Raw genomic sequence first — 14,644 nt, 5'->3', positions numbered from 1 at the left:
CTTTAGGTATTTTTATGAATTCTACATTCTAACGCTTCTTGGACTAAATTTCGAGCTAAAATTTTTTCAGAATTTATAATACGAATATTTTCATCTATACTTGAAAACAGCATTCTTTCAAGATTTCCATTGACGTGAATAATGGTATCAATAGGTTTTGGATAAGATGATAAAAGCTGACAAAGCATTTCGAGCTTTGCTTCATTGGTGATGGTAATAACTGCGACTGCACACTCTTCTATATTAGCAATTTTTAGAGTTTCTTCTTGGGCCGCATTCGCAAAAATCACATTTTCTCCGCGACTATTTCCTAATTCAACTAAATTTAAATCACTTTCTAATACCAAATAAGGCACACCAGTATTTTTAATCCTTTGCACCATTTCTTGTCCTAAACGCCCATAACCAAAAATGACAAGATGATTTTTTAATTTGCTTTGTTGGATATTATTTTGTGTAGCGTTTGTATTTAAAGCTATATCTTCGACTACATTTGCAATTTTACGTATATTATTAAGTATAAAAGGTGTGATAATCATGGTTATAATTGATACTACGATTAAAATTTGAGAAGTTTCAATATCGAGCATTCCTTTAGCTTGTAAAATTGAAAAAATAGCTAGGGCAAATTCTCCAACTTGAGCAATAGAAAAGGCTGTTTTTAGAGCCACTCTTTTTTTTGTGTAAAGGAATAAAAATCCAAATATAATGCCAAATTTCATTGACATAATAAGTAGGGTTAAAATACAAATTAAAAACCAATTTGTGGCAATAATATCAAGTTGAATTTGCATTCCTACCGTCATAAAAAAAAGCCCTAAAAGTAAATCTCTAAAAGGAATTAAATCCGCTTCAATTTTATGCTTATACTTTGTTTCTGCTATCAATGCTCCTGCTATAAAAGCACCTAAAGAGTAAGAAAATCCAAAATAATTTGCTAAAAAACTTGCACCTATTACCATAAATAAAATTGTGGCTATAAAAATTTCTTGAGAGGAAGCGCGAATAATAAGTCTAAAAACTCTATCTACTAAGTATTTGCCTATAAAAAAAAGTAAAGCAATTAAAACAATTGCTGAAATAAGAGAAGTGAGTAATAATTGTCCTATATCTTGATTGTTAGATGAAAATATATCTACGAGCAAAAGTAAAGGAATAACGGCTATATCTTGAAAAAGTAATATTCCTAAAGCTTTTCTGCCGTATTGTTCATTAATATCTCCATTGTCATTTAACATTTTAAGTACAACGGCAGTAGAGGAAAGGGCTAGGGCAAAACCTGCTATTGTTGCACTTTTATCTCCAAGACCTAAAATTCCCATAACAATTAGAGTAAATACAAATCCACAAGTAAGCATTTGTAAAGAACCATTTAAAAAAACTTCTTGTTTCATAGCTATTAAATGTTTAAAAGAAAATTCAAGCCCAATAGTAAACATTAAAAAGACGATACCAAATTCAGCAATATGCGTTATTTCGCCTTTGCCACTTAAGTGATAAATTTCAGAAATAATTTCTCCAGCTGCTATATAACCAATAATAGTAGGAATTTCGAATTTTTTTAAAATAACATTTAAGATGATAGCTATTGCTGCTGCTATGAGAAAAATTTCTAAAAAATTATCCATTTTTTATCATTTTTTCTCATAGAAGATTAAGTCAAAGCTATTTTTATGCTTAACGACGGCTTTTGAAGCCGCATCCGGATTTTGCTGCTTACTAAGTTCTAAACGTAATTCATCAATCAAATTTTCAAATTCATGAATTTGATTTTTTAGCTTTAATATAACATCTACTCCAGCTAAATTCACACCCATATCACGAGTTAGACGTAGTATAAGTTTGATACGATCAATATCTCTTTGAGAATATAGTCTTATTTTACCATCAGTTCTGCTAGGCTCTACTAAACCTTCTCTTTCGTATTGTCTTAGGGTTTGAGGGTGTATACTCAATACTTTAGCAACGACACTTATCAAATATACGGGTTCGTCATAATGATGATCCATTATTTTCTCCTTATTCTGGAAGTTTTTCTTTTAAAAGTTCGATAAAATTTTTATCCAATGTTTCTGTATTGGGTAGAACAACATTTAAAATTAAATATAAATCTCCGTAAATATTATTTTTTCTATTTTGTACTCCATAGCCTTTTAAACGTATTTTTTGTCCATTTTTTGAATTTGGAGCTATAGAAATTGTGGCTTCTTTTTTGTCTTCCTTAAAAGTTTTAATTGTGATTTTTCCGCCAAATAAAGCGGTTTTAAGCGAAATATCTATTTTTTGATACAAATCATCGTCTTCTCTTTGGTATATTTTACTTTCTTCAATTTTTACTACAATGATGAGATCGCCGCGGGTTTTGTTATAGGCATTTTTTCCTTTTCCGCGAATTCTAAGTTTTTCACCTTCTTTGATGCCGTGTGGAATTTTAAATTTGATATTTTCTCCTTGAAAAGTAAAGGTATGTTCTCCTCCAACAACAGCTTTTTCAAAAGGAATGGTTAATTCTATAGTCAAATCTAAATTTTCTTCAAAGTTTCCAAATCCTCCAAATCCTTTAGAGGAAAATCCATTAAAACGATTGCCGCGTGAAGATCCGCCAAAACCTCCGCCAAATAAATCTTTTAAAATATCATCTAAATTAATTCCACCTGTATTTCTTGAAAAATCATGAAAACTTTGCCCTCCAAATATAGAATCACCATACTGATCATATTGGGCACGTTTTGTTTCATCGCTTAAGATTTCATAAGCGGCATTGATTTCTTTAAATTTTTCTTCAGCTCCTTTTTCTTTATTAATATCAGGGTGATATTGTCTTGCTAAGCGACGATAAGCTTTTTTTATTTCATCAGAGCTTGCATTTTTTGATACTCCAAGCGTTTCATATAAACTATTCATTCTTAATTTTCCTTGAGAATAAAAATTAATTTTTAATCTAAAAATCTTTATCAATGAATTTAATAAATAATCATAAATAAGTAATTATAGCAAAAACTTTAGTCTAAGTCAATCAAGTTTTATCAATTTTTATCACTCAAGTTTTTTTATTTACAATTTCGTAAATTTTTGATTTTATACTATATCTGTATGTAAAAAATATTTTTTACGAAGAAAATTATATTAGAACTTCTCAATTTTCTAATAGAAAGGAAAAAAATGAAAAAGATTATTTTATCACTAGGTTTAGCAAGTGCATTATTTGCAGCGAGTATTAACTTTAACGAGTCTGATATGTCGGCTAATCGTATTAATCCGGCAGATGGTGGGGTTATCTTAAGCTATCATGATTCTATTAAAGAAGTTAAAAAATCAGTTGTTAATATTTCAACTTCAAAAACTATAACACAGACAAATCGTTTCAGTCCTTTGGATGATTTTTTTAACGATCCTTATTTTAAGCAATTTTTTGACTTTGACTTTCCTCAAAGGAAAAGCAAAAATGATAAAGAAGTCATCAGTTCTTTAGGCTCAGGAGTGATTATTTCAAAGGATGGTTACATTGTTACTAATAATCACGTAGTAGATGATGCAGATACGATCACTGTAAATTTACCAGGTAGTGATACAGAATATAAAGCCAAATTAATAGGAAAAGATCCAAAAACAGATTTGGCTGTAATTAAAATAGATGCTAAAAATCTTTCAGCTATTACTTTTGCCAATTCAGATAATTTAATGGAAGGAGATGTAGTGTTTGCGCTAGGAAATCCTTTTGGGGTAGGTTTTAGTGTAACAAGTGGAATTATTTCAGCATTAAATAAAGATAATATTGGTCTTAATCAGTATGAAAATTTTATTCAAACAGATGCGTCTATTAATCCAGGAAATTCAGGCGGCGCTTTAGTGGATAGTCGCGGATTTTTAGTAGGAATTAATTCAGCTATACTTTCTCGAGGTGGTGGGAATAATGGTATAGGATTTGCAATTCCTTCAAATATGGTTAAAGATATAGCTAAAAAACTTATTGAAAAAGGCAAAATTGAAAGAGGTTTTCTAGGAGTAACTATTTCGGCTTTATATGGTGATACTAAAAAAGCCTATAAAAATCAAGAAGGTGCCTTAATTACAGATGTTCAAAAAGGTTCAAGTGCTGATGAAGCCGGACTAAAACGTGGAGATTTGGTTACTAAAGTTAATGATAAAATCATTAAAAATCCAATGGATTTAAAAAACTATATAGGAACTCTTGAAATCGGAGAAAAAATTACAATTAACTATGAAAGAGATGGGGATAATAAACAAACAACTTTTGTTCTTAAAGGAGAAAAAGATAGCTCTAAAGGAGTTCAAAGTAATTTAATTGACGGCTTAAGTTTGAGAAATTTAGATGTCAGATTAAAAGATCATCTGCAAATTCCAAAAGATGTAAATGGGGTTTTTGTCGAAAGCGTTAAAGATAAAAGTAAGGCTAGGGAATCAGGATTTAAAAAAGGGGATATTATTATAGGTGTAGGGCAGAGCGAAATTAAGAATTTAAAAGATTTAGATCAGGCTTTAAAACAAAATAATAAAAAAGAATTTATCAAGATCTGGGTATACCGCAATGGTTTTGCTACTTTGCTAGTATTAAAATAATTTTATAACAAAAGGAGGTTTTCCTTTTGTTATAAATTCTAGTTTAAAATTAAGTTTTTAAGATTAAATTAAAAAGGAATATCATGATTAATATTCTTATGATAGAAGATGATTTAGAATTAGCTGAAATTACCGCTGAATATTTGGAAAAATTTGAAATGAAAGTCGATATAGCTCATGAGCCTTATATCGGACTCTCAAAACTTGCCTTAAAAGAGTATCAGCTAATTATTTTAGATCTTTCCTTGCCGGGACTTGATGGACTTGAAGTGTGTGAAGAAATTCGTAAAAAATACGATACTCCTATTATTATTTCAAGTGCAAGACATGATATTACCGATAAAGTCAATGCTTTGGAACTTGGAGCGGATGATTATTTACCAAAACCTTATAATCCTAAAGAACTTCAAGCACGGATTAAAAGTCATTTAAGAAGAATTTCAAATACAAAAAGTACACTTGCTAAGAGTGTAAAAGATCTTGTTTATGATCAATATAAACATACGATTTCTATGAAGGGACAAGAACTCATTTTGACTAATGCTGAATTTGATATTTTAAGTTATTTGATCAAAAAAGAAGGTGGAGTTGTGAGCAGAGAAGAACTTGTGTATAATTGTTCTTCCATAAGTGAAGATTCTAGTAATAAAAGCATAGATGTTATTATCAGCAGAATTCGCCAAAAAATGGGTGATGATCCTAAAACTCCAAAATATATCCATTCTATCAGAGGGATAGGATATAAATTAACTCAATGAATCGATCTTCAATTTTTTATACCATTACCTTTATTTTTATTTTTGCTGGAGTCAGTGTTATTTTAGGGTTTTTATGGCTAATAGAATATGATCAGCAAAATTATACTAGAGAATTAAATACTAAATATTCTTTAATAGCCAATGCTAGACTTTTGTATTTTGCTGGAGTTATTAGTGAACAAGAATTTGAAGAACAGACTAAAAACTATAATAAAATGGAGCAAATAATAAAAGCTAAGCAAATCCGAAAAATTCTTTTTAATGGAGATGTATTAGCCAGGGTAGAAGTTAATAATGGTTTGATCGAAATCATTTCTTATGAAAATCAGGTTTATTTAAATATTATTTATGATGGTAAGGTAAATCTTTATAAAGATCAAGATTATCAAACTTATAGGTATTTTATCATAAAAGCTATCGCTGCTGCTTTTATTTTTATTCTTATTTTGCTTTATATTTTTATATTTAAAAAATTAAAACCTTTAAAGGCTTTAAAAAAGCAAATCGATAAATTTGCACAAGGAAAAATTAGCGACATAGAAGATGTTAGTACTGGGGTTGATGAAATTTCTCAAGTGAGTGAAGCTTTTTATCAAGCTATTTTACAAATTCGAAAACTCAATCAATCACGTCAATTTTTCTTAAGAAATATTATGCATGAGTTAAAAACTCCAATTACTAAAGGTCTTATAACACTTGAAATGCTAGAGGATAATAAATACAAAGAAAGATTGGATAGTATTTTTAATCGACTTGAAATTTTGATTAATGAATTTGCTGCCATAGAACAAATAACTTCAGGTGCTGCTTTTATCAATAGAAAAAAATATAATATTTTGGATGTTTTAGATGAAGCTAAAGAAATAGCTATGCGTGATGATAATAATATAAGAATTTTAATGAAGCAAAGTTTTTTTATAAATGTAGATTTTAAGCTTTTTACTACAGCAATTAAAAATATGATAGATAATGGTATTAAATATTCTCAAGATGGTTTTGTGCAAATTGATATAATGGATAATTCTATTTGTTTTAAAAATCATGGTCCAGAGCTTAATAATACCTTGGAATATTATACACAAGCTTTTACACAGGGCACAAAACAAAAATCTAGTTTTGGTTTAGGGCTTTATATAGTAAATACAATTTTAGAAGCACATGGAATGAAACTTGATTATGATTATAAGGATGGAGTAAATTATTTTTATTTTATTGATTTGAAAAATATTATAGTCAAGGAATAATTCTAAATTTTTTAGAAAAAATCTTGACAAAAATATCAATTTTAAATATAATTGCATTTTTAAATTTTATTCCGGATTAGCTCAGCGGTAGAGTAGTCGGCTGTTAACCGATTGGTCGTAGGTTCGAATCCTACATCCGGAGCCATTTAGCTTAGATTTATTCTACTATTCTTTTAAAAATAATCAAAATTATTAGTCTTTTTGTAAATGAGTTTTATAGCTTAGTTTTCTATATTTTGATACAATCACGCTAAGAAATATCTCAAGGAAAATTGATGGCAGCGAAAATTTTACTTTTAGAAGATGATTTAAGCTTAAGCGAAATTATAGAAGAGTATTTAATAGATCAAGGATACAAAGTTTATGTTTGTAGTAATGCACAAGAAGCTTTAGAATTAGCCTATGAAAAACATTTTGATTTATGGATTTTAGATGTTAAAGTCCCGCTAGGAGATGGTTTTTCTTTATTAAAAGAGTTAAGAGAATGTGGAAAACAAACCCCGGCTATTTTTATGACTTCTTTAAATACAGTCGATGATTTAAAAGAGGGTTTTGAGTCAGGTTGTGATGATTATATAAAAAAACCTTTTGAGCTTGCAGAACTTTCTATACGTATTCAGTCTTTACTTAAAAGAGCATTTTCTCACAAAAATGAAGATTATGAAGATTTAGGAAATGGTTTTAAATTCAGTTTTACATCCCAAATTCTTTATCATTTTGATAAAGCTTTATCTTTGCCAGGTAAAGAAATTAAATTATTATCTTTACTATTAAAAAATAAAAACAATTTTTTAAGCTCGGAACAGATTTTTGAAGAGCTTTGGGAGTATGGCGAAGAGCCAAGTGAGCTTAGTTTGAGAGCTTATGTTAAAAATTTAAGAAAATTACTAGGTAAGGAAAAAATCATTAATCAAAGAGGTAGAGGCTATCGTTATGAGTAAAAAGGTCATAAGGCAAATTTTACTGCTTTATCTTACCACTACAGGTTTTTTTCTAGCTTTCTTTTTTATCATTTGGTATCAAAAATTATATGAAGAATTAGTGATTTTAAAAAGCGGATCTTTAAGAGAAATTCATAGAAATATTGTTATAAATATTATCAATTCTCGTTTTACCCCTATGAATATAAGTGCTAAAAATATTGCAGAAAGTTCAAGACTTAATTTTGCTATTTTTGATAATAATCAAACCATTTTTGATAATTTGGATTTTAATTTTAGGAAAGCAAATATTATGTTTATGGGTAAAGGAATTTATCAAGGTAAAGTATTTTTAATTGCTCCAATGAGCACAGATTTATTTTTTTTACAATATACAAAAGAAGAAAATTTAGATGAAAAAGATGGCTTAAAAATTTTAATTCAAGGAGAAGATGTTAGTGAGGAGCTTTTTTGGATCAGAATAAAAGTTTTTAGTTTCGCTTTTATGGCTTTTTTTGTATTAGGTTTAATAGCTTATTTATTGGTAAAAATTGCCTTAAAACCTTTAGAAGAAAGAATAAACGTTTTAAATAGATTTATAAAAGATTCTACACACGAGTTAAATACCCCTTTAAGTGTTATTTTAATGAGTATAGAACAGCTTGAACAACAAAATTTAGATTATAATCTCAAATTTAAGAGAATTAAACTAGCAGCGAAAAGTTTATCTCAAGTGTATTCTGATTTGGTTTTTTATAATTTTCCAAGTACTTTAGAAAGTGAAAAACAAGAATTTGACTTAAAAATTCTACTTGAAGAAAGAATAGAATATTTTAAATTATTTTTTGAGCAAAAAAAAATCAATTTGAATCTTCAATTAAGTCAAGCAAATATTTTTGCTGCTAAAAATCAAATTTCAAAACTCTTAGATAATCTTTTAAGTAATGCAATCAAATACAATAAAAAAAATGGAACTATTTTTATAGAACTAAAAGACAATTTTTTAAGTATTGCCGATACAGGTTGTGGCATTTCAAAAGAGAATTTGAAATTTATTTTCGATCGCTATGCAAGATTTAACAAAGATCAAGGAGGATTTGGTATTGGTCTTTCTTTGGTAAAAAAAGTTTGTCATGATAATAATATAAAGATTGTTTGTGAATCCATAGAGAATGAAGGGAGTGTTTTTAAATTAAGTTGGTGAAAATCAAGCCAGAAAGCTGACTTGATTTTAGCTTAGGCGGAAATTACATCATTCCACCCATACCGCCCATTCCACCCATACCACTCATATCAGGCATAGCTGGTTTATCTTCTTTAATTTCGCTGATAGTTGCTTCAGTTGTTAAAAGCATACTTGCTACAGATACTGCATTAAGTAAAGCAACTCTTTCTACTTTAACCGGATCAATAATACCTGAAGCAAACATATCTACATATTCGCCTTTAGCAGCATCAAAACCTGTATTTTCGTCTTTTGTATTTTCTACAGTATTAACAACAACGCCTGCATCAAAACCAGCATTTTCAGCAATTTGTCTTAAAGGTGCTCTTAAAGCTCTTTCAACTATTGCAGCTCCGATAGCTTCATCACCTTTAAGATCTAGTTTGATTTTTGATTTTGCTTTGATAAGTGCAGCGCCACCACCAATCACTATACCTTCTTCAACAGCGGCCTTAGTTGCACTTAAAGCATCATCAACGCGATCTTTTTTCTCTTTCATTTCAGTTTCGGTTGCGGCTCCAACTTTGATTAAAGCAACACCACCGCTTAATTTTGCAAGTCTTTCTTGTAATTTTTCTTTATCATAATCACTTGTTGTTTCAGCAATTTGAGCTTTGATTTGGTTGATTCTTGCATCAATATTTGCTTTTTCGCCCACACCATTTACAATAGTTGTATTATCTTTGTCGATGATCACGCTTGATGCTTGTCCTAAATCTTGTAAAGTTGCACTTTCTAAGGTTCTTCCAAGCTCTTCAGAAATCACTTCTCCACCAGTTAAAATAGCAATATCTTCAAGCATAGCTTTTCTTCTATCACCAAAACCAGGTGCTTTTACAGCTGAAATATTTAAAACGCCTCTTAGTTTATTAACAACCAAAGTAGCAAGCGCTTCACCCTCAATATCTTCAGCAATGATTAAAAGTGGTTTTCCTGTTTTTTGAATTTGTTCTAAAATTGGCAATAGATCTTTTAAGCTTGAGATTTTTTTGTCATAAAGTAAAATGTAAGGATTTGAAAGTTCTACTAGCATTTTATCAGCATTTGTAATAAAATAAGGACTTAGATATCCTCTATCAAACTGCATACCTTCAACAACATTTAATTCATCATTGATTGACTTAGCTTCTTCAACGGTGATAACGCCGTCTTTGCCTACTTTTTCCATCGCATCAGCGATTAAATTTCCGATTTTTTCATCTGAATTTGCTGAAATTGTTGCAACTTGAGCAATTTCTTTTTTATCTTTTACTTCACGTGAGAGTTTTTTGAGTTCATCGACAATTGCTTCGCAAGCTTTATCCATGCCGCGTTTAACTTCGATAGGGTTAGCTCCGGCTGTGATATTTCTTAAGCCTTCTTTGAAAATCGCATGTGCCAAAACGGTTGCAGTTGTAGTTCCATCTCCTGCTTGATCGGCTGTTTTACTGGCAACTTCTCTTACTAAGGCAGCACCCATATTTTCTAAAGCATCTTTAAGTTCAACTTCTTTAGCAACACTCACACCATCTTTTGTAATGCTTGGAGCACCAAAACTTTTTTGAATTAATACATTACGTCCGCGTGGCCCCATAGTTACTTTTACGGCATCGTTTAATTTTTTAACGCCTTCATAAAGTTTATTTCTTGCTTCATCTGAAAAAAATATTTCTTTTGCCATTTTTTACTCCTTATAAATTATTTTAAAATTCCTAAAATATCATCTACGTTTAGTACTAAATATTCATCATTTTCAAGTTTGATTTCAGTTCCACCATATTTAGCAAACATAATTTTATCACCATTTGATATATCATTTATTTCTTTACTTACTGCAATTACTTCACCCATCAATGGTTTTTCTTTAGCATTATCTGGTATAATTATACCTGAAGATGTTGTTTTAGTTTCTTCTACGCGTTTAACTAAAACACGTTTTCCTAAAGGTTGAAAATTCATTTTGTCCATCCTTAAAAAATAATTTTTAGCACTCTTTAATTTTGAGTGATAAAACTATACAATAAAAAATGAATTTTGTCAATACTTTTAGTAAAAATATTTATATAACTTTAGTTAAATAAACTAAAGTTTTTTTATAAAAAACATATTAAGGATAAAACAATGAAAAAAATTTTTTATGCAGTTTTTATTTTAATTGCGGTATTTATAATGATTCTATATGGAATTTTATTTACAAGTTTTGGTAATAATATCGTTGCCAATATAGCTCAAAACAAGATTAAAGAAAGTTCTGGACTTGATGTAAATATTACACGTTTTGATTTACGCTTCTCTAGCATCAATCTCCAACTTAGCTTGGCAAATTTAATCGATCTTGATTTATATGGAAAATTAAATCTTTTTAGGCTAGGATTTGATCTTGATTATGCTATTAAATTTGATAAAAATAATGCTCAAAATTTAGGTTTAAACTTAAAAGAAAATTTAGCCTTTGGAGGGAAAATTCAAGGAAAAGCAAGTGATTTTATTGCTAATGGTAAGGGGTATTTGTTTGGTTCTAATATCTTATTAAATTCTCGTATTTATGACTATTCTCCTATAGCTTTAAATTTAAGCGCTCAAGATATACAAATTTCGGAATTATTAGGACTTTTTGGTCGATCAAATTTGGCAAAAGGAACTTTAGATATAGCGAGTAAAATCAGTGCAAAAGATTTAAAACCTGATGGGAGTATTATAATAAAACTTGATAATAGTTATATAAACTATGCCATGATTAAAAAAGAATTCGGATTAGACTTACCTGAAAATTCTAATCTAAAAGCTCAAATTCTAGCCAATATAAAAGAAGATAAAATTTATGCTATAAGTAAAATTTATAACGATTATCTAAATTTGCAAACTCAAAAAACCTTATATAATTTATCTAGTAACACTCTTTTTACAGATTTTGACTTGAAAATTCCTAGTCTAGCTAAGCTTGAAAAACTGACAAAGACAAAATTAAACGGTAATTTACAAACCATAGGAGATTTAAGCTTGAGTAACAATGCTTTGCAAAGCTTAAATGCTAACGTTATAGGACTTGGCGGAGAAATAAAAGCTAGTTTAAAAAATAATCAATTACTTGCAAATATCAATAATGCAGATTTGGGAAAAATCCTAGCTATTGCTGGATATGGTAGTTTGATTAATGGTAATTTGAATGCTAATTTAAACAGCACAGGGATTGATTTTGCAAATTTTAATGCTGAAGCAAAAATCAATAATGCTAAAGTTAATACCAATGAGCTTAAAAAAATTACTAATTTAGAACTCCCAAATACAACTTTTAGTTTTAATGCAAAGGCAACTGCTAAAAATAGCAATATTGCTTACAATGCTATTTTAGCTTCTAATTTATTAAATATCAAAAAATTATCTGGAACCTACAATTTAAAAAACAAAGAATTAAATACAGATTTAAATTCTTTTATTGATGATTTGTCTCAGTTTAACGCTATTGCAGGACAAAAATTACAAGGCAATGCAGAATTAAACGCAAAAGCTCATCTTATAGGATCTCAGATAAAAAACTTAAGCGCGGATGCAAATATTGCTAATGGAATTATAAAAGCAAATTCTAATGGCGAAAAATTGGATTTAGATATCAATAAGCTTGATCTTTCAAAACTATTAGTAATTGTAGGTATGCCAAATTATGCAGGTGGAATTATTAATGCTAAAGGACATTTAGATAGTGTTGATTTGAAAAATCTTAATGGAAATATAAATTTAAATGCAAAAGGTATTTTAAATTCTGCAATTTTGAGTAAAGTTTTAAATAAAAAATTTCCAAACAATACAAATTACGATTTAAATTCTAATGTAATTTTTAAAAATAATATTGCCCAATTTGATAATATTTTGAATTCTACTTTAGCTAATCTTACGCATTTAAAAGGTAGTTTTGATATCAATAAAATGAATTTAAAATCTAATTTTATTTTAGATATTAATGATTTTTCTAAATTAGGATTTTTACTAGATAGAAAACTTAAAGGATCGGCAAGTTTTAGCGGTGATATTAATTACAATAAAACTTTAAATTTTAATATCATGAGTAAAAATTTATTTAATGGAACTTTAAGTGCAATTTTAAAAGATAATATTATTAATGCTGATTTAAACAATGTAGATTTGGATACTTTAGCTCAAGGAATAGGTGTTATGGATGTTTATCAAGGCAAGGCTAATGTAAAAGCAAATTATGATATATTAAATGAGAAAGGTGAGGTTAATTTAGATATCAAAGAAGGAAAGCTTAAGCAAAATTCAATTACTGTCGCATTAAAAGTTTTAACTTTTAAAGATTTTACTCAAGAAGTTTTTCATACGGCAAATGCAAAAGCACTGATCAATAAAGAAAATATAAAGCTGAATTTAAATATGCAGGCTGATAATGCTAGTATTGTTATAAATTCAGGAGAGCTTAATTCTAAAAGCGGCTCTTTAAATCTTCCTTTTAATGCCAAAATTGACAAGGCTAATTTTAAAGGAAATATTACAGGAACGACTGATAATCCTAAAATAAAATTAGATGCAAGCAGTGTGGTTGATTCTGTAAAAAATATATTTGGCGTAAAGAATAATGATGCTAAAGATACAGACAAAAATAAAAAAGTGGATAAAGCAATTAATAAGATATTAAACAAGATATTTTAAGGAAATTTAATGTTTAACGGTCTTATAAGAGAAATTGCACAAGTTGTATCTTATCACAATAATATTTTAAGATTAAAAGCGCAATATAAACCTAGTTTGGGAGATAGTATAGCCGTTAATGGAGCTTGTTTAAGTGTAACAAAAATTCATCATGATGGTTTTGAGGTTGAGCTTTCTCATGAAAGTCGTTTGCATATAGCGGTGCAAAATTTAAAAGAAAATGTCCATATAGAGCCGGCTTTAAGGTTTGGAGATAGAATCGATGGGCATTTAATGCAAGGACATATTGACTTTATTGGGATACTTGAAAAAATTCACAAAGATGAAAATGGAGTAGATTTTTTTATCTCATTACCCAAAGATGCGATGAAATTTGTGGCTTCTAAAGGTAGTATAGGGATTGATGGAGTGAGCTTAACTGTTAATGAGGTTTTTGAAAATCAAATCAGATTGACTATTATCCCTATTACTTTTAGAGAAACTCTTTTTAAGGAATACAAAATAGGTAGAAAAATTAATATCGAAACTGATTTGCTTGCTAGGTATATTTATGCACAATTACAAGGTATTAAAAATAAGGAATTGTCATGGAACGAAATAGAGAAAATTTCTTATCTTTACTAGATAATGAAAAAGTGAGTATTTTTTGTGCTTATGATCAAGATTATAATATTTTTAGAGCCAACTCTTTTAAGCAAAATTTATTTTCTCATTTAGGTTTTGAGGGTATTTTAGAATGTGTTTTTATGGATCAAATTCATTCTGATTTGGTGCAAAACTATGATAAAAATTTAAAAAATCTAACTTGCGATGGTTTGTTTACTAAGAAAAAAAATATTGCACTTTGTGTTTTAAGTGCTGATTGCTTACCTTTATTATTGTATCATGAAGATGGTATTATAGCAGCTTTACATTCTGGCAGAAAGGGAAGTTTTGAAAATATTTTAAAAAAATGTGTAGATAAGATCATTTTAGAAAATCCAAATTTGGATAAAACCAAATTTCATCTTTTTATTATGCCAAGTATTTGTTGGAAAAATTATGAAATTAGCGGTGATGTTTTAGATTTTGCAAAGCAAAATTTTAAAGATTTTTTATTGGATAGCAAGCTTGATTTAAAGAGTTTGGTAAAATTTCAGGCTCAAAATTTAAGCATAGTTAATATTGTTGATTGCGAGATTTGCAGTTTTGAGAATAAAAATTTTTTTTCTTATCGTCGAGATAAAATACAAAAACGCTTTGTCAGTGTAATTTATTTAAAAGGTTAATCTT

General features: G+C 28.7%; 13 protein-coding genes and 1 tRNA gene. 9 read left to right on the top strand and 5 right to left on the bottom strand.

Features of this window, described 5'->3' with window-relative positions:
* Positions 1–2: 2 nt before the first annotated feature.
* From CQA76_RS02170 to CQA76_RS02160, 3 genes are read right to left on the bottom strand one after another with little or no spacing between them, the layout of a single operon-like run.
* The gene (locus CQA76_RS02170; protein ID WP_137621814.1) at positions 3–1,628 is read right to left on the bottom strand and encodes a cation:proton antiporter domain-containing protein; all 1,626 of its coding nucleotides are present in this window, start codon (positions 1,626–1,628) and stop codon (positions 3–5) included.
* A gap of 6 nt (positions 1,629–1,634) precedes the next feature.
* A complete protein-coding gene (locus CQA76_RS02165; protein WP_137621813.1) occupies positions 1,635–2,009 on the bottom strand; it encodes a heat shock protein transcriptional repressor HspR in 375 nt (124 codons plus the stop codon).
* 10 nt (positions 2,010–2,019) lie between these two features.
* Positions 2,020–2,904, bottom strand: a complete 885-nt coding sequence (locus tag CQA76_RS02160; RefSeq protein ID WP_137621812.1) for a DnaJ C-terminal domain-containing protein — start codon at positions 2,902–2,904, stop codon at positions 2,020–2,022.
* Positions 2,905–3,162: 258 nt separating this feature from the next.
* On the opposite strand from CQA76_RS02160, the gene htrA reads away from it, so the two are divergent.
* The 6 genes from htrA (at position 3,163) to dccS (ending at position 8,707) form a co-directional block, all read left to right on the top strand.
* Positions 3,163–4,581 (top strand): serine protease HtrA, encoded by a 1,419-nt coding sequence (gene htrA, locus CQA76_RS02155; RefSeq protein ID WP_137621811.1) that lies wholly within the window; start codon positions 3,163–3,165, stop codon positions 4,579–4,581.
* 83 nt (positions 4,582–4,664) lie between these two features.
* Complete coding sequence (locus CQA76_RS02150) at positions 4,665–5,339, top strand: response regulator transcription factor (protein WP_137621810.1); 675 nt, start codon at positions 4,665–4,667, stop codon at positions 5,337–5,339.
* Positions 5,336–6,583, top strand: a complete 1,248-nt coding sequence (locus CQA76_RS02145; RefSeq protein ID WP_137621809.1) for an ArsS family sensor histidine kinase — start codon at positions 5,336–5,338, stop codon at positions 6,581–6,583. The genes CQA76_RS02150 and CQA76_RS02145 overlap by 4 nt, the downstream gene beginning before the upstream one ends.
* A 70-nt stretch (positions 6,584–6,653) precedes the next feature.
* Positions 6,654–6,728: transfer RNA gene (locus CQA76_RS02140), tRNA-Asn, on the top strand.
* Between the two features lie 130 nt (positions 6,729–6,858).
* The gene (gene dccR / locus CQA76_RS02135; protein WP_137621808.1) at positions 6,859–7,524 is read left to right on the top strand and encodes a two-component system response regulator DccR; all 666 of its coding nucleotides are present in this window, start codon (positions 6,859–6,861) and stop codon (positions 7,522–7,524) included.
* Positions 7,517–8,707 carry a two-component system sensor histidine kinase DccS gene (gene dccS / locus CQA76_RS02130; RefSeq protein ID WP_137621807.1) on the top strand — a complete coding sequence of 397 codons (1,191 nt, stop codon included), beginning with the start codon at positions 7,517–7,519 and terminating at the stop codon, positions 8,705–8,707. The genes dccR and dccS overlap by 8 nt, the downstream gene beginning before the upstream one ends.
* A 43-nt stretch (positions 8,708–8,750) precedes the next feature.
* On the opposite strand, the gene groL is transcribed toward dccS, so the two are convergent.
* Complete coding sequence (gene groL, locus CQA76_RS02125; protein ID WP_137621806.1) at positions 8,751–10,388, bottom strand: chaperonin GroEL; 1,638 nt, start codon at positions 10,386–10,388, stop codon at positions 8,751–8,753.
* Positions 10,389–10,405: 17 nt separating this feature from the next.
* On the bottom strand, positions 10,406–10,666 hold the full coding sequence (groES, locus tag CQA76_RS02120; RefSeq protein ID WP_137621805.1) for a co-chaperone GroES: 261 nt from the start codon (positions 10,664–10,666) through the stop codon (positions 10,406–10,408).
* A gap of 162 nt (positions 10,667–10,828) precedes the next feature.
* Between groES and CQA76_RS02115 the strand changes: the two genes are divergently transcribed.
* The 3 genes from CQA76_RS02115 to CQA76_RS02105 are packed head-to-tail and all read left to right on the top strand — an operon-like array spanning position 10,829 to position 14,640.
* Entirely contained in the window at positions 10,829–13,372 is a 2,544-nt protein-coding gene (locus tag CQA76_RS02115; protein ID WP_137621804.1) for a translocation/assembly module TamB domain-containing protein, read from the top strand.
* 9 nt (positions 13,373–13,381) lie between these two features.
* Complete coding sequence (gene ribE, locus CQA76_RS02110) at positions 13,382–13,996, top strand: riboflavin synthase (protein WP_137621803.1); 615 nt, start codon at positions 13,382–13,384, stop codon at positions 13,994–13,996.
* Positions 13,960–14,640: a polyphenol oxidase family protein gene (locus CQA76_RS02105; protein WP_137621802.1), complete on the top strand. Its 681-nt coding sequence runs from the start codon at positions 13,960–13,962 to the stop codon at positions 14,638–14,640. Before ribE ends, CQA76_RS02105 begins: the two co-directional genes overlap by 37 nt.
* The last annotated feature ends 4 nt before the right edge of the window (positions 14,641–14,644 follow it).

This window comes from Campylobacter aviculae (assembly GCF_005406215.1).
GTDB classification, from domain to species: domain Bacteria; phylum Campylobacterota; class Campylobacteria; order Campylobacterales; family Campylobacteraceae; genus Campylobacter_D; species Campylobacter_D aviculae.
This window is presented reverse-complemented; position numbering and strand designations above follow the sequence as displayed.